The organism is Variovorax sp. J22R115 (assembly GCF_030317005.1).
In the GTDB taxonomy this organism is placed as follows: domain Bacteria; phylum Pseudomonadota; class Gammaproteobacteria; order Burkholderiales; family Burkholderiaceae_C; genus Variovorax.
This window is the reverse complement of sequence record NZ_JASZYM010000011.1, coordinates 1-20,903: the sequence shown is the minus strand read 5'-3', so window position 1 is coordinate 20,903 and position 20,903 is coordinate 1. Positions and strand designations below refer to the sequence as shown.

Genomic DNA, 20,903 nt, shown 5'->3' with positions numbered 1-20,903 from the left:
CGCGCCGGCCGATGGACGCGCTCAGCGCGCTGCTGTTCTTCATCGTCGTGGGCAGTGTCTTCCCCCTGGCCGTCGGGCCCGATGCGGCGCTGCTGGCGGCCATCGGTCCCGGCGTCGTGTGGGTCGCGGCGCTGCTCGCGGTGATGATCTCGCTGCATCGGCTTTTTCTGCCCGACCTGGAGGACGGCGCGCTCGAACAGTTGCTGCTGTCGCCACGTTCGCTCACAGGCATCGTCTACGCCAAGGTCGCGGCGCATTGGCTCATCACCTGCCTGCCGCTGGTGGCCGTCGCGCCGCTGATGGGGCTGCAGTTCGGGCTGCCGGCGCAGGCGATTGGCGTGCTGCTGCTGTCGCTGCTGCTGGGCACGCCGACGCTGGTGCTGCTGGGCGCGCTCGGTGCCGCGCTCACACTCGGCCTGCGCGGGAATGTGCTGCTGGCGCTGATCGTGCTGCCGCTGTGCGTGCCGGTGTTGATCTTCGGCAGCGGCGCGGTGGTGGCAAGCAACCAGGGGCTGCCGGTGAACCCGCACCTGTCGCTCCTCGGCGCCTGCCTGCTGGTGGCGGCATGCCTGTGTCCCTGGGCCGTGGGCGCGGCCTTGCGCCTGGCGGTGGAATGAGCGGCGCCATGGACTCGCTTCGACGCATCGACCCTCACGCGCTGACGTCGACCCCAACCGATCGGCGCGGGCAGTGGCGGCAACTGGCATCGCCCACGGTGTTCCATGCCTGGGCCGGTCGCGTCGTGCCGTGGTTCGCGGCCCTGGCCGTCGCGCTGGCGGTGGCGGGTCTGGTGGTCGGCTTCCTCGTGGCCCCCACCGATCACCAGCAGGGCGAGGTCTACCGCATCATCTTCATCCACGTGCCGGCGGCGTGGATGTCGATGTTCATCTATCTCGTGGCGGCCTTCCATGCCGCGATGGGGCTCGCCTTCCACACGCGGCTTTCGGCGCTGATGGCGCGGGCGCTGGCGCCCACGGGCGCGCTGTTCACCGTCATCGCGCTGTGGACTGGCGCGGTGTGGGGCAAGCCGACCTGGGGCACCTGGTGGGTGTGGGATGCGCGGCTGACCTCCGAGCTGATCCTGCTCTTTCTCTACCTGGGCTATCTGGGCCTGGTGTCGGCCATCGACGATCCGCGGCGCGCGGATCGCGGCGGCGCGATCGTGTTGCTGGCCGGCGTGGTCAACGTGCCCATCATCTATTTCTCGGTGCAGTGGTGGAACACCCTGCACCAGGGCGCATCGATCAGCTTCACGGCCGCGCCCGCGATGGCGCACACCATGCTCGCGGGCATCCTGTTGATGGCGGGCGCCTGCTGGGCCTATTCGGTTGCGGTGGCGCTGGCGCGCGTGCGCTGCCTGATCGTGGAGCGCGACTCCTTGGCGAGGCGGCGATGAGCAGCAGCGACGCGATCCTGTACATCCTCGCGGCCTACGGTGTCGCTGCGGCGCTGATCGCCGCCGAGGTTTGGACGCTCTTGCGCCGCAGTCACACGCAATCCCGCCTGTTGCCGCCGCCGGAGCCGCACGATGAAGCCTAGAACTCGGCGTTTGGCGATCATCGGCTCCGGGCTGCTGGCGTTCGGGCTCGCCGCGCTGCTGGTGCTGAACGCGCTGCGCTCGAACCTGGTCTTCTTCTTCAGCCCGAGCCAGGTCGCGGCCAGTGCCGCGCCGCGCAATGGCGCCTTCCGCATCGGCGGACTGGTGGAGACCGGCTCGGTGCAGCGGGGCCATGACGGCCTGACGGTCCGCTTTGTCGTGACCGACATGGCACAGCGTGTGCCGGTGAGCTACCGTGGCCTGTTGCCGGACCTGTTCCGCGAAGGCAAGGGCGTGGTGGTGGCAGGCCGATTGCTGCCCGACGGCTCCTTCGAGGCGACTCAGGTGCTGGCCAAGCACGACGAGAACTACATGCCGCCCGAAGCCGCCGCGGCCCTGGAGCAGGCGCGCCAGGCCCACACGGCGCCGACGCTGGAGGCCCCGCAGTGATCCCGGAGATCGGCGTCTTCAGCCTGGTACTCGCCTTGCTCGTGGCGGTGGTGCAGGGCAGCCTGCCGCTGGCGGGCGCGCACTGGGGCGTGACCGGCTGGATCCGGCTGGCGCGCCCGGCGGCGCTCGGCCAATTCATCTTCGCGGCCATCGCCTTCGCCTGCCTGGCGTGGAGCTTCCTGGACAACGACTTCTCCGTGCTCTACGTGGCCTCGAACTCGCATGCCGACCTGCCGGCCGCCTACCGGTTCGCGGCCGTGTGGGGCGGGCACGAAGGCTCGATGCTGTTGTGGCTGTGCCTGCTCAGCGCGTGGACCGTGGCGGTGGCGCTGTTCAGCCGGCAACTGCCCGAGGCTTATGTGGCGCGCGTGCTCGCGGTGATGGGGTGGCTCAGCGTGGGTTTCCTCCTGTTCCTGCTGTTCCTCTCGAATCCCTTCGCTCGCCTGATGCCGCCCGCGCTGGTGGGGCGCGACCTGAACCCGCTGCTGCAGGACCCGGGCATGGTGGTGCATCCGCCGGTCCTCTACATGGGCTACGTCGGGTTCTCGGTCGCCTTTGCCTTTGCCATCGCGGCGCTGCTGTCGGGCGAACTCAACACAGCGTGGGCGCGCTGGTCGCGCCCCTGGACCGTGGCCGCCTGGATGTTCCTGACCCTGGGCATCCTGATGGGCAGCGCATGGGCCTACTACGTTCTCGGCTGGGGCGGCTGGTGGTTCTGGGACCCGGTGGAGAACGCATCCTTCATGCCCTGGCTCGTGGGCACGGCGCTGATCCATTCGCTGGCGGTGACCGAGCAGCGTCATGCCTTTCGCAGCTGGACCGTGCTGCTCGCCATCTGCACCTTCTCGCTGAGCCTGCTGGGGACATTCCTCGTGCGCTCCGGCGTGCTGACCTCGGTGCATGCCTTCGCGGTCGATCCGGGGCGCGGGCTCTTCATCCTGGCCTTCATGGTCGCGGTGGTGGGCGGTTCGCTGCTGCTCTTCGGCTGGCGCGCGCCGCGCATCGGCCTGGGCGGGCGCTTCGGCCTGCTGTCGCGCGAGTCGCTGCTGCTGTCCAACAACGTGGTGCTGACGGTCGCGGCGATGTCGGTGCTCATCGGCACGCTCTATCCGTTGGCGCTCGACGTGCTGACGGGCCAGAAGATCTCCGTCGGGCCGCCGTACTTCGAGGCGGTGTTCGTGCCGATCATGGTGCCGGCGATCTTTCTCATGGGGGTGGGGCCGATCGCGCGCTGGAAGCACGCGCCGCTGCCCGAACTGGCGCGGCGCCTGCGTTGGGCCCTCGCTGCCAGTTGCGTGGCCGCGCTGTTGTTGCCCTTCACGCTGCCGGCCGGTCAGCGGGGCTGGCCGGCGATGTCGACCTTTGCGCTTCTGCTGGCGGCCTGGGCCGTGGCCAGCGCCGTGGCGCACGCCTGGCAGCGGTTGCGTGGCGCGTCCGGCGGGTGGCTCGAACGCGCGCGCCGCCAGCCGCGTGGCTGGTACGGCATGCTGGCCGCGCATGCGGGCATCGGCGTCTTCATCTTCGGCGCGACGATGGCCAACGGCTTCGAGAGCCGGCAGGAACTCAAGCTGAACCTGGGCGAGCAGGTTGCGGTGGCGGGCTTCGAGTTTCGTTTCGAAGGCATCGCGCCGGCGAGCGGGCCGAACTACGACGCGCAGCGCGCCACGGTGCAGGTCACACGCCACGGCCACTCGGTGGCGACGCTGCATCCAGAGAAGCGCGTCTACCGCGCCCAGCAAATGCCCTTGAGCCAGGCCGCCATCGACGTCGGCCTCACGCGCGATCTCTTCGTCGCGCTGGGTGAGCCGGCCGGCGACGCCGCGTGGACGATGCGCCTCCACGTCAAGCCCTTCATGGCGTGGATCTGGGCTGGCTGCCTGCTGATGGCCTTCGGGGGCTTGCTCGCGGCGACCGATCGCCGCTACCGCCTCGGCCTGGCCGCGCGCAAGGCCGCAGCGACCAGTGGCGCCGCGGCCGCGTTGCGGGCGCAGGAGGGCGCCTGATGCGATTCAAGCTGCCTTTCGCGATCTTCATCGTGCTGGCGATCCTACTGGCGGTGGGCTTGCGTCGCGACCCGAAGCTGCTGCCTTCGGCGTTGATCGACAAGCCGGCGCCCGCCATCGACCTGCCGCTGCTGCATGACCCCCAGCAAAGGCTGAAAGTCGATGGCCTGCGCGGGCAGGTCTGGCTGCTGAACGTGTGGGCCTCATGGTGCGCGCCCTGCCGCGACGAGCTGCCGGTGCTGATGGAACTCGCCGGCAAGGACGGCGTGGTGCTCTACGGACTCAACTACAAGGACAAGAGCGACGCGGCGCGCACCTGGCTGCAGCGCTGGGGCAATCCCTATCGCGGGTCGGCGGTCGACAGTGACGGTCGCGTCGGCATCGACTACGGCGTGTACGGCGTGCCCGAGACCTTCGTGATCGATGGCGCTGGCCGCATTCGCTACAAGCATGCGGGTCCGATCAGCGCCGAACTCTGGCGCGAACGCCTGCTGCCGGTCGTGCGGAGCCTGCAATGAGCCGATGTGCCTGCCTTCTCCTGCTCTGGGCATCGATGCAGGGCGCGAACGCGGCCGGTGCGATCGAGGACAGGGAGGCGCGACTCTCGGCCAGCCTGCGCTGCATGGTGTGCCAGAACCAGACCCTGGCCGAATCGAACGCGCCGCTGGCCGTCGACATGCGCCAGCAGATCCGCGAGCAGCTCGGCCAGGGCCGCAGCGAGCAGCAGATCAGGGACTATTTCGAGGAACGCTACGGCGCCTTCGTGCGCTATGACCCGCCCTTCATGCCGTCGACCTGGCTGCTGTGGCTGGGGCCCTTCGTGCTGCTTGCGGTGGGCTTCGCCGCGCTGTGGCGCGTGGTGAGCCGGCACGGCCGCTCGGAGCCCGCGCCGCTGACGCCGGCCGAACGCGAAAGAGCGGACGCGCTCCTGAAAGGGGACGCACCGTGACGGTCCTGTGGCTGGTCGCCGTCGCGCTGCTGGTGCTGGCGCTGCTCTTCGTCGTTCCGCCGCTGCTCAGGGCATCGACAACGCGCCCGCTGGCGCAGGGCGACACCGTGCGGAGGCTTCATGCGGAACAACTGGCCCGGATCGAGAAGGACTTCGAGTCTCATGCGCTGAGCGCGCAGGACCGCGCGCAGGCCATCGACGAACTGCAGCGGCAAGTGCTCCACGAGGCATCGCCATCGGCACCGCGCGTCGGGCTCGCGTTCCGGCCGTGGATGGGGTGGGGCGTCGCAGGCATCCTGAGCGTCGGGCTGCCTGCCGTGGCGCTGCTGCTGTATTTGCAGGTCGGCAATCCGATGGCTGCCGCGAGCCAGATGCTGGCGGCCGAGCGCTCGGGCTCCCATGAGGGCGAGGGCGGCGACGTCGAGGCCATGGTCGGCGGCCTGGCTGCGCGGCTGCGCACCCAGCCCGACGATGTGGAAGGCTGGATCGTGCTGGCACGCTCCTACGAGTACCTGCAACGCTACGACGATGCGGCGGTCGCCTACCAGAGGGCGATGGCGCTGGCGCCGAACCAGCCTCAGTTGCTGGCCGACTATGCGGATGCGCTGGCATCGGCCCGCGACGGCGACCTGAGCGGGCCGGCGCAGGCCGCCATCGACGCCGCGCTGGCCATCGATGCCGACCATCCGAAGGCGCTCGCGCTGGCCGGCATGGCCGCTTTCAAGCGCGGTGACCTCGCGCAGGCCCGGCAACGGTGGGAGCATGTGCTGGCCTTGCTGCCGCCGGACTCCGAGGCGGCCCAGAGGATCGGCGCCAATCTCGCTGAACTGGACGCGGCGAAACGGTCGGCAGCGCCGCGCGTCGAAGTGGCGGGCAAGCGCGTCGGCGGCACCGTGTCGATCGCCGCGGCATTGCAGGAAAAGACTGCACCGCAAGACACCGTGTTCGTGCTGGCCAAGTCCGCTGCCACCGGGCGCATGCCGGTCGCGGTGCTGCGCCTGCAAGTCAAGGATCTGCCTGCGAAGTTCGTGCTCGACGACACCCTGGCGATGTCGCCGGACTTCCCGATCTCGCGCTTCGACGTGGTGACGGTCGAGGTGCGCGTGACACGGTCGGGTCAGGCAGCGCCGCAGCCGGGTGACTTGACCGGTTCGGTGGCCGATGTGGCATTGGGGCAGGATGCCATCAAGCTGGAGGCGGACAAGGTGATGCGGTGAGGATCGGGGGACCGCCACGGCCAGGGCCGGGCGCCTACCGTGAAGGCGGCGGGGAAAGTGACAACACGTATCCGACGCGCGGGTCGCCGCGTCCTGACAGCACCTCTGCATACGCAACCTGCACTTCTGCGCCGCCGTCGTGGTGTTCGGCGCGCAGCCACGGCGCCTTGGCATCGGTCACGCGCGCGATGAAGGCGTGCCAGGCTTGCACCATGCGCTGCCCGAAAGCCTCGGCACCCCATTCGGAGGTGCGCTTCTTGATCTGGGCCGGCGCGAAGAACAGCGTCGCGCGCGGGCCGGGCAGGTCTTTGCCCGAGCCGCTGGCGGCCAGCTGGTCGACGTGCGTGCCGCCGATCGAGGCGCTGTGCTTGAGGTTCGTGAAGCGAGTATGGATCGCGCGGCGCAGCGCGCCGTTGCCGGCGAAGTCCACGTACACGCAGGGCTTGTCGGCCGGGAGTTGGCCGAGTTCCTCGTAGGCGAGCACGCGGCTGTAGCAGCCCAGGCTTTCGCAGAAGGCCTTGTTGGCGGCCGACGTGAGGCCGATCACTTCGATGCCCTCGCGCTGCGCCAGCTGGAAGGCGGTGCCGTAGGCCGTCTTGCTCGAAGCGCTCGACAGCAGCATCGCGCCGGGGCGCGCGCCGAAGAAGTCGTTGTCTTCGAGGAAGTCGTCGATCAGCCAAGAGGTGATGAACAGCGGCCGCAGCAGCGCCTGGATGTCTTCGGTGTCCGTGGTGTAGAGCGGGTCGGATCGGCAGCGGAAGTACTGGTTGTAGACGGCTGGCAACGCAGCGCGATGGGCGGCGCCATCGGTGAAGCGCTCGGGCGACAGGCGCTCGGGCGTCAGCACGGCGGAGGAGGCCATGGGGAAGTACCCGTAGAGTCGTTCGCCGACGGCAACGCCGGGGTGCAGCGAGTGAACCACCGCCCCGAAGCCCCACACCGGGATCGTGCCCCAGCCCTCTTCGCCGGTCGGGAAGAACTGCCAGTAGTTCATCGCGTCGCCGAAGGCGGCGTAGGTGATGTTGTTGGAAGTGAGCGCGAAGCTGTCGATGCGTACCCGGATCTGTCCGTCGGCGAGCCGTTGGTCCTCGGAAGTGCGCAAGCGAGTGGAAGAAAGGTCGTCCTTGCGGATCAGCAGGTCGGTCGTGCTCATGGTTTCTCCTTGTGCGTCCTGTGCGCTGCGATGACGCGGATGACCATAGCGCAGGCTTGCGTCGATTGCATGAAAAAGGCCCGGCAGTTCGTCGCGTAGGCGACGCCCTGCCGGGCCTTGATCGAGCCCTGCGGCCCGCGATCAGGCGATCGAGAGTTCGACCTCGACGTTGCCGCGCGTGGCGTTCGAGTAGGGGCACACCTGGTGAGCCGTTTCGACCAGCAGCTTCTTCTGCGCCTCGTCGAGCCCCGGCAGGGTGATCGCGAGCTTGACGGCGATGCCGTAGGCGGCACCGGCGTCGATCGGGCCGAGCGAGACGCTGGCGTCGATGGCCACCTCCTCAGGCACCTTGACATTGATCTTGGGCGCCACGGCCCTCATCGCGCCTATGAAGCAGGCCGAATAGCCGACCGCGAACAGTTGCTCGGGATTGGTGCCCGGCTTGCCGGAGCCGGGCGGGCTGAGCTTGACGTCCAGCGAGCCGTCGCTGGTCTTGCCGGCGCCGTCGCGGCCGCCGATGGTGTGGGCTTGTGCGGTGTAGAGCACTTTGTCGAGTTTCTTGACCATGGTGGTTCCTTCGGTTGGTTGGAGAGCAAGGGTGCTTCGATGGATCGAAGCGGTAGAGAAAATCTAGGTGGCCCTGACGCGGTCCCGCAGGATCTGCACTTGCTGCGTGAGGGCCATCAGCTCGTCCACGGAGCATTGCGATGCGGCCAACAGGCAGGCCGGAACGCTGGCGGCGCGCGCCTTGAGCTTGCGGCCGGCGGCGGTGAGGCTGACGTGCACGCGGCGCTCGTCGCCGACATCGCGGATGCGGGCGACCAGGCCATTGGCTTCCAGCCGCTTCAGCAGTGGCGTCAGCGTGCCCGAATCGAGGAACAGCCGCTCGCCCAGCTCGGACACCATGAGGCCGTCGCGTTCCCACAGCACCAGCATCACGAGATATTGCGGATAAGTGAGCTGGAGTTTGTCGAGTAGCGGCTTGTACCGCTTGGTCATGGCCAGCGATGCCGAATACACCGCGAAACAGAGCTGGTTGTCCAACTGCAGCATCTCGTCGACAGAAATGGCGGAAGGGGCTGGGTTGCGCATGACCTGAAGTATAGCTGGCAATTAAATTGTGTGCAATTTAGGTTGTAGCCGGATGTTCCGGATGCGGCGTTGCCGCCGCGCCTCGGATTGTCAACGACCGCTGAAGCGAGCAGGCCGCCGCTCGACGAAGGAGCGCACGCCTTCGGCCGCATCCTCGCTGTTGGCAAGACGCTGCTGCACGGGGATGAATTCCTCCACCGCCGCAAGCGGGCCGTGTTCGATCGCTTTCATCACGTTGAGGCGGGTCGCAACTACCGCCAACGGCGCCTGCGCAGCGATGCGTTGCGCAATGCGCAAGGCTTCGTCGAGTTCCTGCCCGGCCGGCACGACCTTCTGCACGAAGTTCAGGCGGAAGGCTTCTGCGCTGTCGAATTCGTCGGCCGTCAGCAGGTGCAGCATGGCGTTGCCCAGTCCCGCGCGCTCGGCCATGCGCAGCGTGGCGCCGCCCGTGGCCATGATCCCGCGCTGGACTTCCATCTGCGAGAAGCGGCAGTTGTCGGCGGCGACCACGATGTCCGCGCCGAGCATGAGTTCGATGCCCACCGTAAAGCAGATCCCCTTGACCGCGACCACCATCGGCTTGGTGCGGCGACGGTAGCCGGGCAGGCCGAAATCGTGCGGCTCGACGAGCCCTTGGGGAATCGCCTTCTCGCCGCGCTTCATGAACTCGGCCACTGCGGGCAGGTCGAGCCCCGCAGTGAAGTGATCGCCGAAGGCATGCAGCACGCCGACGCGCAGCGCCGGGTCGTCGTCGAGCCGCGTGTAGGCCTCGGCGAGCTGCTTGAACATGGCTGGCGTCCAGCCATTGCGCTTGGCCGGGCGGTTGATGCCGATCAGCAGCACATGGTCGAGCACCTGCGTGTCGATGCAGCCCTCGGGTGGCGGGGTGGTGGGCGTGGCAGTCATCGCGGCTCCGTGGTCAGTACGTGTACACGCCGCGGCCGGTCTTGCGCCCGAGCTGGCCCGCCGCGACCATCTCCTTGAGCAGAGGGCAGGGGCGGTACTTGGAATCGCCGAACTGCTCCAGGTACACCTCCATCACGGCCAGGCAGACGTCGAGCCCGATCATGTCGGCGAGCGCCAGCGGGCCGATCGGCTGGTTGCAGCCGAGCTTCATTCCGGCGTCGATGTCCTCCGCCGTCGCGAGGCCCTCGGCCAGCACGAAGAAGGCCTCGTTGATCATCGGCACCAGGATGCGGTTGACCACGAAGCCCGGCGCGTTCTTCACGGTGATCGGCGACTTGCCCAGCTTCACTGCGAGTTCCTTCACCGCGTCGTGCGTCGCATCGCTGGTGAGGTAACCGCGGATGATCTCGACCAGCGCCATCATCGGCACCGGGTTGAAGAAGTGCATGCCGATGAACCGGTCGGCGCGCGAGGTGGCGGCCGCGAGCTGGGTGATCGAGATCGACGAGGTGTTCGACGCGACGATCACTTCCGGTGCGAGGATCGCGTCCACTTGCTTGAGGATCTTGAGCTTCAGCTCGTGGTTCTCGGTGGCGGCCTCGATGACCAGTTGCGCGGCCTTCAGGTCGTCGTAGTGGGTCGAGCCCTTGATGAGCGCGAGCGCCGCGTCCTTCTGGGCGGTCGTGAGCTTGTCCTTTTTGATGAGCCTGTCGAGGCTGCCTGCCACCGTGGCGATGCCCTTGTCGACCGCCGCTTGCGCGATGTCGACCATGACGACATTCACGCCCGCCACGGCGCAAGCCTGTGCGATGCCGTTGCCCATCGTTCCCGCACCGATGATGCCGACCGTCTGGATAGCCATGAGAAATGCTCCTTGAACTGAAAATGAATGGGGAGGGAAGACGCCGCTGCCGCGGCGATCCGTGCCCGTCATTGTGAAACAGCGGCCGATAGGCACCGTTGCCGCGTGTGACAACGCGGGTGATTTAAAGTGCCGCGTTCAGATTCCCCAGCCACGGACCCGCACCATGACCACCCTCGGCACCCCCCTTTCTCCCTCCGCCACCCGCGTGATGCTCCTGGGCTCCGGCGAGCTCGGCAAGGAAGTGCTGATCGCACTCCAGCGCCTGGGCGTGGAGACCATCGCCGTCGACCGATACGAGAACGCCCCCGGCCAGCAGGTGGCGCACCACGCGCGCACCATCACGATGAGCGACCCCGCGCAACTCCAGGCGCTGATCGAGGCCGAGAAGCCGCACCTCGTCGTCCCCGAGATCGAGGCCATCGCCACGCCCATGCTGCAGCAACTCGAAGATGCCGGCGTGGTGCGCGTGATCCCGACCGCTCGTGCGGCGCGGCTCACGATGGACCGCGAAGGCATCCGCCGCCTCGCCGCCGAGACACTGGGCGTGCCGACCAGCCCCTACAAGTTTTGCGATTCGCTGGCCGAGCTTCAGGCGGCGATCGACGCGGGCATCGGCTACCCCTGCATCGTCAAGCCCGTGATGAGCAGCTCCGGCAAGGGCCAGAGCAAGATCGACGGCCCGGCCGACGTGCAAAAAGCGTGGGACTACGCCATGGCCGGCGGCCGCGTGAGTCATGGCCGGGTGATCGTCGAAGGCTTCATCGACTTCGACTACGAGATCACGCTGCTGACCGTGCGCGCACTCGACGGTGCCGGCGCGGTGCAGACGCACTTCTGCGACCCGATCGGCCACGTGCAGGTCAGCGGCGACTATGTCGAGAGCTGGCAGCCGCATCCCATGGCGCCGGCCGCGCTCCAGAAGGCGCAGCAGATCGCGCAAGCCGTGACGGCGGACCTCGGTGGCCAGGGCCTCTTTGGCGTCGAACTTTTCGTCAAGGGCGATCAGGTCTGGTTCAGCGAGGTGAGCCCGCGACCGCACGACACCGGCATGGTGACCATGGCGACGCAATGGCAGAACGAGTTCGAGCTGCATGCCCGCGCCATCCTCGGCCTGCCGGTCGACACCGCGCTCAAGAGCCCGGGCGCCAGCGCCGTCATTTACGGCGGCGTGGACGCCACCGGCATCGCCTTCGACGGCGTGGCGGAAGCGCTGGCGGTACCGGGCACCGACGTGCGGCTCTTCGGCAAGCCGGAGAGCTTCGTCAAGCGCCGCATGGGCGTGGCGCTGGCGCATGCCGACGACATCGACACCGCGCGCCGCAACGCCAAGGAAGCGGCGTCGCGGGTAAAGCCTCGCAAGCCCTGATCCCTCATCACTCACCCGGAGCGTTCCATGCTGCATCCTCAAGCCCAGGCCTTCATTGACCTTCTCGTCCAGCGCGGCGTGCCGCCGACCCACACGCTCACGTATGCCGACGCCCGCAAGTTCTATCGCGAGCGGCGCGCCATCACGCAGCCGGACCCGGGCGAAGTGGCAGAGGTGCGCGAGCTGGTCGCCGAAGGACCGCATGGCGCCATCCCGATGCGGCTCTACCGGCCGCTGGGCTCGGACGCCGGGCAAGTGCTGCCGGTGCTCGTTTACTACCACGGCGGCGGCTGGACCATCGGCGACCTCGACACGCACGACACGCTGTGCCGGGAGCTTGCCAACCTCTCCGGCTGCGCGGTGGTGGCGGTCGACTACCGCATGGGCCCGGAGCATCGATTCCCCGCAGCCGTGGACGACGTGCTCGCGGCCACGCGCTGGGTGCGCAAGGAAGCCGCCGCGCTCGGTGTGGACCCGAGCCGGCTGGCCGTCGGTGGTGACAGCGCGGGCGGCAACCTCGCTGCCGTGGTCGCCCTGGACGCGCGCGATGCCGGCGACCTGCCGATCGCCTTCCAGCTCTTGATCTATCCCGCGACCGACATGCGCCGCCTGCACCCGTCGCACACGACCAACGGGCAGGGCTATGTGCTGACGAGCGACACGATCACGTACTTCCATGACCACTACATCGCTGACGCGGCGCACGACCTCGACTGGCGCGCGTCGCCACTGTTGCACAAAGACCTTGCTGGCCTGCCGCCCGCACTGGTACTGACCGCCGGCTACGACCCGCTGCGCGACGAGGGACTCGACTACGCGCGTGCGTTGACCGAAGCGGGCAACCGCGCGACCTACGTCTGCTTCGAGCGCCAGATTCACGGCTTCATCACCATGGGCCGGCTGCTCGACGAAGCCAATGCTGCCGTCGCGCTGTGCGCCGGCGAGCTGCGGCGCGCGCTGATGCCGCGCGCCTAGGGTAAGTCCTCGCGCAAACGGCGTCGCCACGCCGGATTGCGCCGCTACGATCCTTCGAACCGACGGCGGCCATGAGCCCATCGTCGCAGTGCGGAGGAAAGGGCAACCTGGTGACCAGACAACCGACAGACGCGGCGCGCAGCAACCAGGGCGAGCGCCTCATGTGGATCACGACGCAGCGCGTGTTCTATGCAGGGCTTCTCGGTGCGGCGTCGGAACGCAGTCTCGGCGGGCATGGTGTCTACGTGTCGCCGACGGGCGCCCCGCTGCGCATCCGCATTGGCGGCAGTGCCTGGCAGAGTGGCGAACTGCTGGTGGTGCCGCCCCAGGTACCGCATCAGGTCGCGACCGATCATCGCCTGATCCTCAATCTCCTCGTCGAATCGGAATCGGTCGACCCGGCGCTGCTGCCGGGCTTTCTCCAGCACTGCGGGCCGGTCGATGCGCCGCTGTTCGTCCGCCGCGTTCGCGACGCGCATGCACGCCTGCTGGAAGCCTCCGGCCGGGAGAGCTTCGACGGCTTCGACTTCGACACGCTCTTCTTCGGCCATCCGCTGGCGCCGCGCGCGCTCGATGCGCGCATCCGCGCCGTGGTGGACCGCATCAATGCCGACCCGGCCGCACCCACCTCGGCCGAGGAATGCGCAGCGGCGGTCAAGCTGTCCTTCTCCCGCTTCCTGCATCTGTTCAAGCAGGAAACCGGCGTGCCGTTCCGCGCCTTCCGCGCCTGGAAGCGAGCACGCAGCCTGCTGCGCCATGTGCGGCAGACCGCCACCCTCACCGACATCGCGCTCGACACCGGCTATCCGGATTCGACCCACTTCAGCCATTCGATCCGCCAGGTCTACGGCCTGCGACCCAGTGACATCCTCGCAGGCTCGCGGCGGCTTGCGGTGCACCAATGAAGCGCATGTCCGCGCCACGCCGGATGCGGGTCAACCCTCTGCGCGACGCGTGGTGCTCACCGCTATAAACCGCGAAACCCGAACGAGACCCCTTTGCAAATCCTCCAGCTCCTGCTCTCTGGCATCGCGCAAGGCTGCATCTATGGCCTGATCGCACTGGGGTTCGTGCTCATCTACAAGGCCACCGAGACGGTGAGCTTCGCGCAGGGCGAACTGATGATGCTCGGTGCCTTCTGCGCCTTCGCGGGTATGACGCTGTTCGGCCTGCCGTTCTGGCTGGCGGCATTGCTGGCAGTCGCTGCCATGGTCGCCTTCGGCGTGCTGCTGGAACTGGTCGTGATCCGGCCGATCCTCGGGCAGCCGCAGTTCTCGATCGTGATGCTGACCATCGGCATCGGCTACGTGGCGCGTGGCCTGATCACGATGATCCCCGCCATCGGCACCGAGACGCATGCGCTGCCGGTGCCTTACAAGGACCAGATCTGGAAGGTGGGCGAGTTGGTCGTCAACGTCGAGCAGATGGCGATCATCGGGGCCACGGCGGTGCTGTGCGGACTGCTGTTCGCGATGTTCCGCTACAGCAAGCTCGGCATCGCGATGCAGGCTTCGTCGCAGAACCAATTGGCTGCGTACTACATGGGCATCCCGGTGAAGCGGCTCAACGGCCTGGTGTGGGGCCTGGCGGCGGCGGTCGCGGCCATCGCCGGCATGTTGCTGGCGCCGATCACCTTCGTGCACGCGAACATGGGTTTTATCGGGCTCAAGGCCTTCCCTGCGGCGGTCGTGGGCGGGTTCGGCAGCCTGCCGGGCGCGATCGTCGGCGGGCTGGTGATCGGCATCGTCGAATCCTTCGCGGGCTTCTATCTGCCGGACGGCTTCAAAGACACGGCCCCCTACATCGTGGTGCTGGTGATGCTGATGGTGAAGCCCAACGGCCTCTTCGGCGAGAAGCTGCGAAAAAAAGTCTAGAGATGAAGCTCTCCCCCAGGCTCGCGCACTTCGTGTCGCTCTCCACCCCCTCTCCGGGGGCAACCCCGGCGGCCCGGCAAAGCCGGTTCCGCGGGGTTCTTGGCCTTGGCTGCTTTGGCTTGCTGCGCTGCGGGTCACGCAACGGCATGCCGGAAAACTGACATGCGCTATACCTTCAAGACCAGCTACACGCAGGACATCGACCTCGCCAAGCACGGCGGTCATGTCTTCTGGTACAGCCTGCTCGGCGCGGCGCTGATCGTGGCGCCGTGGGCGCTGCCGGAGTACTGGCTCGCGCAACTGACCTTCGTGCTGATCTACGGCATCGTCGGGCTCGGGCTGATGCTGCTGGCCGGCTTCACGGGCCAGTTCTCGATCGGGCATGCGGCCTTCCTGGGCACTGGGGCCTACACGCAGGCGGTGCTGAACAACTTGGGCGTGCCATTCCCACTGGCGCTGGTGGCGGCTGCGGCGTTGTCGGCCGCGGTAGGTGTGGTGGTCGCGTTACCGGCCTTGCGGGTGAAGGGCATCTACCTGGGCATCGCGACGCTGGCCTTCGGCTTCATTGTGGAGGAGGTGTTCGCGCGCTGGGAGAGCGTGACGGGCGGCAACTCGGGCTTGCACGTGAAGTCGCCCAAGCTGCTGGGCATCGACCTCGGGTCGAGCGAGAGCTTCTATCTCGTGTGCCTGCTGGTCGCGGTGCTTTGCACGCTGGCGATCCTGAACCTCCTGCGTTCGCCCACCGGGCGCGCCTTCGTCGCCATCCGCGATTCGGAGATTTCGGCGCAGAGCATGGGCATTCATCTGGCGCGCTACAAGACGATGTCGTTCGCGATCTCGGCGGCACTCGCGGGCCTGGGCGGCGCGCTGTATGCCCACAAGCTGAGCTTCATTTCGCCGGATCAGTTCAACATTCTCCAGTCGATCGATTTGCTGCTGCTGGTGGTGATCGGCGGGCTGGGTTCGGTGCACGGCGCGTTCCTCGGCGCAATCTTCCTGATCGCGATGCCGCAGTTGATTGCGCTGGGGAAGGATTGGCTGCCTCCGGTCGTGGGGCAGGCGCCGGGCTTGCAGGGGCTGGTCTATGGGCTGGTACTGATCGCGTTCGTGTTGTTCGAGCCGCTCGGGCTCTATGGGCGATGGCTCAAGGTGCGCACGTGGCTTCAGTTGTTCCCGTTCTATCGCAAGGGCCTGTTCAAGCGCCAGAAGTCCTTCACCAAGTCGGATCGCCTGAGATGAGTTCCAGCGACGTTCTTCTCTCCGCCAACGACCTGAGCGTGCGCTTCGGTGGCGTGCTTGCGGTCAACAAGGTGAGCTTCGATGTGCGGCGCGGCGAGGTGTTCACGCTGATCGGCCCGAACGGCGCGGGCAAGACGACGGTGTTCAACCTGATCAGCCGCATCTACACGCCGACCACGGGCGACATCGTCTGGCGCGGCGAGGACAAGCCGATCGCGCTGACGCAGCAGGCGCCGCACGAGATTGCGGCGCTGGGCATTGCGCGAACGTTCCAGAACATCGAGTTGTTCGAGCACGCGACGGTGCTGCACAACCTGTTGATCGGCCGGCACACGCATCGCAAGACGGGCTTCTGGAGCGAGGTGTTCTTCACGCCCGCCACGCGCCGCGCGGAGATCGAGGCCCGCGAGAAGGCGGAGCAGGTGATCGACCTGCTGGACCTGCAGCATCACCGCGATTCGATGGTGGCGGGGTTGCCTTACGGCGTGCGCAAGGTGGTCGAGTTGGCGCGTGCGTTATGCACAGAGCCGAAGCTGTTGCTGCTCGATGAGCCATCGTCGGGGCTGAACGTCGAGGAGACGGCAGATATGGCGTTCTGGATCCAGGACATTCAGCATGAACTCGGCATCTCGGTGTTGATGGTGGAGCACGACATGTCTTTGGTGTCCAAGGTGTCTGACCGCGTGCTGGCGATGAACATGGGGGAGGCGCTGGTGACCGGGACACCGCGAGAGGTTCAGTCGGATTCGCGGGTGATCGAGGCTTATCTGGGGACCGTGGATGACGTGAGTAGTTTGCGGAGGGCTGCCGCATGAGCGACATCGTCCTGCAACTGCTCAACGTAGAAAGCGCCTACGGCCCCATCAAGGCCATCCGAGGCGTCAGTCTCAAAGTGCGCGCAGGAGAAATAGCCACGGTCCTGGGCTCCAACGGCGCAGGCAAGACAACGATCCTGAAGACCATCTCCGGAATCATCGACCCGCGAAAAGGCAGCATCGAATTCCAGGGCCGGAACATCACCGCCAAGGACCCAGCGTTCATCGTCCAGCAGGGCCTGAGCCATGTTCCCGAAGGCCGCGAAGTGTTCCCGTTGCTGTCGGTGCGGGACAACCTCCTGATGGGCGCCTACACCCGCAAGGACCGCGACGGCGTGGCCCGCGACATCGAGACGGTCTACACCTACTTCCCCATTCTGAAAGAGCGCGCCACGCAGGACGCCGGCCTGCTCTCTGGCGGGCAACAGCAGATGCTCGCCATCTCGCGCGCCATCATGGCCGCGCCGCATCTCATCCTGCTCGACGAGCCCAGCCTCGGACTCTCTCCCAAGCTCACCAAGGAGATCTTCGAGATCGTCGTGCGCATCAACCGCGAGCGCGGCACCACCATCCTGCTGGTCGAACAGAACGCGAACATGGCACTCAACGCCTCCGACTACGGCTACGTGCTCGAGAACGGCCGCATCGTCATGGAAGACACCTGCGATCGCCTGCGCGAGAAAGAAGACATCAAGGAGTTCTATCTCGGCCTCAAGGACGACGGCGTGCGCGGCGAGCGGCGCTGGAAGAAGAAGAAGACCTGGAGATGAAGAACAACGCCATGCGAACAAAGGCACCGGCCGGCCTCTGGGACCTGGACCACCTCCAGCCCCGGCAGAACATCGCGGTCCCCGGCGACACCATTCCCGCCATGTTCTGGAACGCGGCCCGCCTGCGCGCCGACAAGGTCTGGATGCGCCAGAAGAAGCTTGGCATCTGGCGCAGCTGGACCTGGCAGCAGACTGCCGACGCCGTTCGCGAGATCGCCGGCGGCCTGATGGCCATCGGCTTTGCACCCGGCGAGTGCGCCTCCATCCTGTCGAACACTGTCGTCGAATGGGTGCTGTCCGACGTTGCGGTGCTCAGCTGCGGCGGCGTGTCCAACGGCATCTATCCCACCGATGCCGCTTCGCAGGTGCATTACCTGTGCGAAGACTCGCGCACGACCGTGCTCTTCGTCGAGGACGACGAGCAGCTCGACAAGGCGCTCGAAGTGCGCGGCAGCCTGCCGCTGCTGCGCAAGGTCATCGTGTTCGACATGGAAGGCCTGCGCGACCTGCGCGAGACCGATGTGATGAGCCTCGACGCGCTGCGCGCAATGGGCCGCGACTACCTGCAAACCCATTCGCACGAACTGGAGCAGCGCGTCGCCGGCTGCCGCCCCGAGGACCTCGCCATCCTGGTCTACACCTCCGGCACCACCGGCAAGCCCAAGGGTGCGATGCACAGCCATCGCGGGCTGATCTACACCGCGCGCGGCTACAACACCCTGATCGCACAGGACGAGCACGACGAGCGCATGTGTTTCCTGCCGCTGTGCCATATCGCCGAGCGCATGGGCGGCGAGTATTTCTCGATGTACACGGGCTCGGTCCTCAACTTCGTCGAGAACCCCGAGACTGTGCCGGAGAACGTGCGCGAAATCGCCCCCACCGTCTTCACTGCCGTGCCGCGCGTGTGGGAGAAGTTCTACTCGGGCGTGATGATCGCGCTCAAGGAGGCGAGCGCGTTGCAGCAAGCGGCCTACGGCTGGAGCATCGGCGTGGGCACCGTCATCGCCGACCGCGTGCTTGCTGGCGAGCCGGTCGACGGGATGCTGCGCTTCAAGTTCCGCATTGCTCGCTGGCTCGCGCTGGACAACGTGCGCAAGCTGATCGGCATCCACCGTGCGCGCTTTCTGGTGACCGGGGCCGCGCCCATCTCGCCAGACCTGGTGCGCTGGTATCTCGCACTGGGCGTGCCGATGCTGGAGGTCTGGGGCATGACTGAATCGTGCGGCGCCTCCACCGGCGTGCCCGCGACACGCATCAAGCCCGGCGCCATCGGGCCGGCCGCGGGCTACAACGAAGTGCGCATCGACCCGGCCACCGGCGAGATCCTGGTGCGCGGCACCAACGTGTTCATGGGCTACCTCAACCTGCCCGAGAAGACCGCCGAGACCCTCGACGCCGACGGCTGGCTGCACACCGGCGACGTCGGCACGGTCGACCAGGACGGGTATTTCCGCATTACCGACCGGATGAAGGACATCATCATCACGGCAGGTGGCAAGAACATCACCCCGAGCGAGCTGGAGAACGAACTCAAGTTCAGCCCCTACATCACTGACGCGGTGGTGATCGGCGATGCCAAGCCCTACCTGACGGTGATCGTCATGATCGACCAGGAGAACGTCGAGAAATTCGCGCAGGACCACGACGTGCCGTTCAGCAACTACCAGAGCCTGACGCGCGCGCAGGAGGTGCAGGATCTGATCCAGGCCGAGGTCGACCGCGTCAACGCGAAGTTCGCTCGCGTCGAGCAGATCAAGAAGTTCTTCCTGCTCGAAACCCAGCTCAGCGCCGAGGACGAAGAACTCACGCCCACGATGAAGCTCAAGCGCAAGCTGGTCCAGACCAAGTACGCGGAGCGCATCGAGGCCATGTATGCCTGATTTTTTTCCAACCTAGAGGAGACAGCGGTTATGAAGATCAAGTCACTCATCCCCCTCGCCGCGGCGAGCGGCCTGGCGCTGGCTTCCGGGCTGGCCGGCGCGCAGCAACAAGGCGTGAGCAAGGACGAGATCCGGATCGGCACGATCCAGGATCTCTCCGGACCGCTCGCGGGCTTCGGCAAGCAGTCGCGCAACGGCATGCAACTGGCGGTGGACGAACTCAACGAGCAGGGCAGCGTCAACGGTCGCAAGCTCAAGCTCTTCGTGGAGGACTCGGGATACGACCCCAAGAAGGCCGTTCTGGCGGCCCAGAAGCTGGTCAACCAGGACAAGATCTTCATCATGGCCGGCCACATCGGCACGGCTCAGAACATGGCGGCCATGCCGGTGCAGTTCGAGAAGAACGTCGTCAACTTCTTCCCGATCACCGCCGCGCGCGAAATGTACGAGCCGCTCAACCGGCTCAAGTACTCGTTTGCAGCGACCTACTATGACCAGATCCGCCTGGCGCTGCCCAAGATGATCAAGGAGAAGGGCGCCAAGAAGGTCTGCACGATCTACCAGGACGACGAGTTCGGCCTCGAGGTGCAGCGCGGCGCAGAAGCGGGTCTGAAGACCGCGGGCCTGGAGCTCACGGAGAAGACCTCCTTCAAGCGCGGCGCAACCGACTTCTCATCGCAGGTGGCGAAGATGAAGGCCGCCAACTGCGACCTCGTGGTGCTCGGCACCATCATCCGCGAGACCATCGGCACAGTCGGCGAAGCGCGCAAGACGGGCTTCAACCCGACCTTCCTGGGTTCGAGCGCGGCCTACACCGACCTGATCCACAAGCTCGGCGGCAAGCCGATGGATGGCATCTACGCCACCATGACCGTGCAGAACCCGTACACGGACGAGCAGTCGCAGCCGCTGCGCTTCTGGGCCAACAAGTACAAGACCAAGTTCAATGAAGACCCGACGGTGTTCTCGGTGTACGGCTACATGATCGTGCAGAGCTTCATCCAGGCGGCGAACAAGGCCGGGCCCAACCTGAACACGGATAGCTTCATCAAGGCCATGGACAGCAGCACGTTCGAGCCAGACATGTTCGGTGCGCCGAAGATGACTTTCACTGCGACGAAGCGGCTGGGCAACGAGCAGTCGCGGCTGTCGCAGATCGTGGATGGAAAGTGGAAGGTTGTTTCCGACTACGTCGCGCCCTGACTGTTGCTCGCCCCCAATACCTGCGGACCGGCGGAGCCGGATCCGCGGTATTCCTGGCGAACAAGAAAAGCCGCCCTCGGGCGGCTTTTCTTGCTTTGGCCTGCACGGTGGGCGTCAGTCCTCGACGAAAGCCTCTTCGCGTTTGGCTTTGATCGAGGGCAGCAGCACGATGCCCAGCAGCAGGCACGCCGCTACCAGCAACCCTGCCGACAGCGGCCGCGTCACGAATACGCTCCACGTGCCGCGCGACAGCAGCAGCGCACGCCGCAGGTTCTCTTCCATCATCGGCCCCAGGATGAAGCCCAGCAGCAGTGGCGCAGGCTCGGTTCGCAGCTTGATGAAGAGATAGCCGACGAAGCCGAAGGCCGCGACCATCCAGATGTCGAAGGTGTTGTTGTTGGTCGAGTACACCCCGATCGCGCAAAACAGCACGATGGCCGGGAACAGGAACTTGTACGGCACCGTCAGCAGCTTGATCCACATGCCGATCAGTGGCAGGTTCAGGATGATGAGCATCGCGTTGCCGATCCACATCGAGGCGATCAGGCCCCAGAAGAGTTCGGGGTTGCTGGTCATCACCTGCGGGCCGGGCTGGATGTTGTGGAT

23 protein-coding genes are annotated in these 20,903 nt (G+C 66.7%); 17 read left to right on the top strand and 6 right to left on the bottom strand.

The features are described from left to right. The first annotated feature begins 11 nt into the window (after positions 1-11). Genes ccmB through ccmI form a run of 8 tightly spaced genes read left to right on the top strand, consistent with a single transcriptional unit; the run spans position 12 to position 6,156 of the window. Complete coding sequence (gene ccmB, locus QTI04_RS19655) at positions 12-617, top strand: heme exporter protein CcmB (RefSeq protein WP_286601945.1); 606 nt, start codon at positions 12-14, stop codon at positions 615-617. A gap of 8 nt (positions 618-625) precedes the next feature. Then, positions 626-1,396 (top strand): heme ABC transporter permease CcmC, encoded by a 771-nt coding sequence (ccmC, locus tag QTI04_RS19650; RefSeq protein ID WP_286617152.1) that lies wholly within the window; start codon positions 626-628, stop codon positions 1,394-1,396. Beyond that, on the top strand, positions 1,393-1,539 hold the full coding sequence (locus QTI04_RS19645; protein ID WP_286601699.1) for a hypothetical protein: 147 nt from the start codon (positions 1,393-1,395) through the stop codon (positions 1,537-1,539). The genes ccmC and QTI04_RS19645 overlap by 4 nt, the downstream gene beginning before the upstream one ends. Beyond that, positions 1,529-1,987, top strand: coding sequence for a cytochrome c maturation protein CcmE (gene ccmE, locus QTI04_RS19640; RefSeq protein ID WP_286601701.1), 459 nt, complete (start codon positions 1,529-1,531; stop codon positions 1,985-1,987). Before QTI04_RS19645 ends, ccmE begins: the two co-directional genes overlap by 11 nt. Then, positions 1,984-3,990 (top strand): heme lyase CcmF/NrfE family subunit, encoded by a 2,007-nt coding sequence (locus QTI04_RS19635; protein ID WP_286617151.1) that lies wholly within the window; start codon positions 1,984-1,986, stop codon positions 3,988-3,990. Before ccmE ends, QTI04_RS19635 begins: the two co-directional genes overlap by 4 nt. After that, positions 3,987-4,508 carry a DsbE family thiol:disulfide interchange protein gene (locus tag QTI04_RS19630; protein WP_286617413.1) on the top strand — a complete coding sequence of 174 codons (522 nt, stop codon included), beginning with the start codon at positions 3,987-3,989 and terminating at the stop codon, positions 4,506-4,508. Before QTI04_RS19635 ends, QTI04_RS19630 begins: the two co-directional genes overlap by 4 nt. Beyond that, on the top strand, positions 4,505-4,939 hold the full coding sequence (locus QTI04_RS19625) for a cytochrome c-type biogenesis protein (protein ID WP_286617149.1): 435 nt from the start codon (positions 4,505-4,507) through the stop codon (positions 4,937-4,939). Before QTI04_RS19630 ends, QTI04_RS19625 begins: the two co-directional genes overlap by 4 nt. Continuing rightward, complete coding sequence (gene ccmI, locus QTI04_RS19620; protein ID WP_286617147.1) at positions 4,936-6,156, top strand: c-type cytochrome biogenesis protein CcmI; 1,221 nt, start codon at positions 4,936-4,938, stop codon at positions 6,154-6,156. The genes QTI04_RS19625 and ccmI overlap by 4 nt, the downstream gene beginning before the upstream one ends. A gap of 34 nt (positions 6,157-6,190) precedes the next feature. Here ccmI and QTI04_RS19615 read toward each other — a convergent pair whose 3' ends face one another. From QTI04_RS19615 to QTI04_RS19595, 5 genes are all read right to left on the bottom strand, one after another. Then, positions 6,191-7,309 (bottom strand): DUF2855 family protein, encoded by a 1,119-nt coding sequence (locus QTI04_RS19615; RefSeq protein WP_286617143.1) that lies wholly within the window; start codon positions 7,307-7,309, stop codon positions 6,191-6,193. 141 nt (positions 7,310-7,450) lie between these two features. Then, entirely contained in the window at positions 7,451-7,876 is a 426-nt protein-coding gene (locus tag QTI04_RS19610) for an organic hydroperoxide resistance protein (RefSeq protein ID WP_286617141.1), read from the bottom strand. Between the two features lie 63 nt (positions 7,877-7,939). After that, on the bottom strand, positions 7,940-8,401 hold the full coding sequence (locus tag QTI04_RS19605) for a MarR family winged helix-turn-helix transcriptional regulator (protein WP_286617139.1): 462 nt from the start codon (positions 8,399-8,401) through the stop codon (positions 7,940-7,942). A gap of 90 nt (positions 8,402-8,491) precedes the next feature. Beyond that, positions 8,492-9,307 (bottom strand): crotonase/enoyl-CoA hydratase family protein, encoded by an 816-nt coding sequence (locus QTI04_RS19600; RefSeq protein WP_286617138.1) that lies wholly within the window; start codon positions 9,305-9,307, stop codon positions 8,492-8,494. A 13-nt stretch (positions 9,308-9,320) separates the two neighbouring features. Further along, positions 9,321-10,169 (bottom strand): 3-hydroxybutyryl-CoA dehydrogenase, encoded by an 849-nt coding sequence (locus tag QTI04_RS19595; RefSeq protein ID WP_286617136.1) that lies wholly within the window; start codon positions 10,167-10,169, stop codon positions 9,321-9,323. Between the two features lie 166 nt (positions 10,170-10,335). Here QTI04_RS19595 and purT point away from each other — a divergent pair, with 166 nt between their 5' ends. The 9 genes from purT to QTI04_RS19550 all read left to right on the top strand — a co-directional run bounded on the left by purT (position 10,336) and on the right by QTI04_RS19550 (position 20,297). Next, complete coding sequence (gene purT, locus QTI04_RS19590; protein ID WP_286601713.1) at positions 10,336-11,538, top strand: formate-dependent phosphoribosylglycinamide formyltransferase; 1,203 nt, start codon at positions 10,336-10,338, stop codon at positions 11,536-11,538. A 27-nt stretch (positions 11,539-11,565) separates the two neighbouring features. After that, positions 11,566-12,513 carry an alpha/beta hydrolase gene (locus tag QTI04_RS19585; RefSeq protein ID WP_286617135.1) on the top strand — a complete coding sequence of 316 codons (948 nt, stop codon included), beginning with the start codon at positions 11,566-11,568 and terminating at the stop codon, positions 12,511-12,513. Positions 12,514-12,584: 71 nt separating this feature from the next. After that, positions 12,585-13,418 carry an AraC family transcriptional regulator gene (locus tag QTI04_RS19580; protein WP_286617134.1) on the top strand — a complete coding sequence of 278 codons (834 nt, stop codon included), beginning with the start codon at positions 12,585-12,587 and terminating at the stop codon, positions 13,416-13,418. Positions 13,419-13,511: 93 nt separating this feature from the next. Further along, positions 13,512-14,387, top strand: a complete 876-nt coding sequence (locus tag QTI04_RS19575) for a branched-chain amino acid ABC transporter permease (RefSeq protein WP_286601717.1) — start codon at positions 13,512-13,514, stop codon at positions 14,385-14,387. 162 nt (positions 14,388-14,549) lie between these two features. After that, positions 14,550-15,626 (top strand): branched-chain amino acid ABC transporter permease, encoded by a 1,077-nt coding sequence (locus tag QTI04_RS19570; RefSeq protein WP_286601718.1) that lies wholly within the window; start codon positions 14,550-14,552, stop codon positions 15,624-15,626. Continuing rightward, positions 15,623-16,441 carry an ABC transporter ATP-binding protein gene (locus QTI04_RS19565; RefSeq protein ID WP_286617133.1) on the top strand — a complete coding sequence of 273 codons (819 nt, stop codon included), beginning with the start codon at positions 15,623-15,625 and terminating at the stop codon, positions 16,439-16,441. Before QTI04_RS19570 ends, QTI04_RS19565 begins: the two co-directional genes overlap by 4 nt. Then, entirely contained in the window at positions 16,438-17,211 is a 774-nt protein-coding gene (locus tag QTI04_RS19560) for an ABC transporter ATP-binding protein (protein ID WP_286617132.1), read from the top strand. Before QTI04_RS19565 ends, QTI04_RS19560 begins: the two co-directional genes overlap by 4 nt. Beyond that, the gene (locus tag QTI04_RS19555; protein WP_286601723.1) at positions 17,208-19,094 is read left to right on the top strand and encodes a long-chain fatty acid--CoA ligase; all 1,887 of its coding nucleotides are present in this window, start codon (positions 17,208-17,210) and stop codon (positions 19,092-19,094) included. The genes QTI04_RS19560 and QTI04_RS19555 overlap by 4 nt, the downstream gene beginning before the upstream one ends. 30 nt (positions 19,095-19,124) lie before the next feature. Then, complete coding sequence (locus tag QTI04_RS19550) at positions 19,125-20,297, top strand: ABC transporter substrate-binding protein (protein WP_286601724.1); 1,173 nt, start codon at positions 19,125-19,127, stop codon at positions 20,295-20,297. Between the two features lie 114 nt (positions 20,298-20,411). On the opposite strand, the gene QTI04_RS19545 is transcribed toward QTI04_RS19550, so the two are convergent. Then, positions 20,412-20,903 (bottom strand): tripartite tricarboxylate transporter permease (locus QTI04_RS19545; RefSeq protein WP_286617131.1); only part of this gene is annotated, 492 nt, incomplete at its 5' end.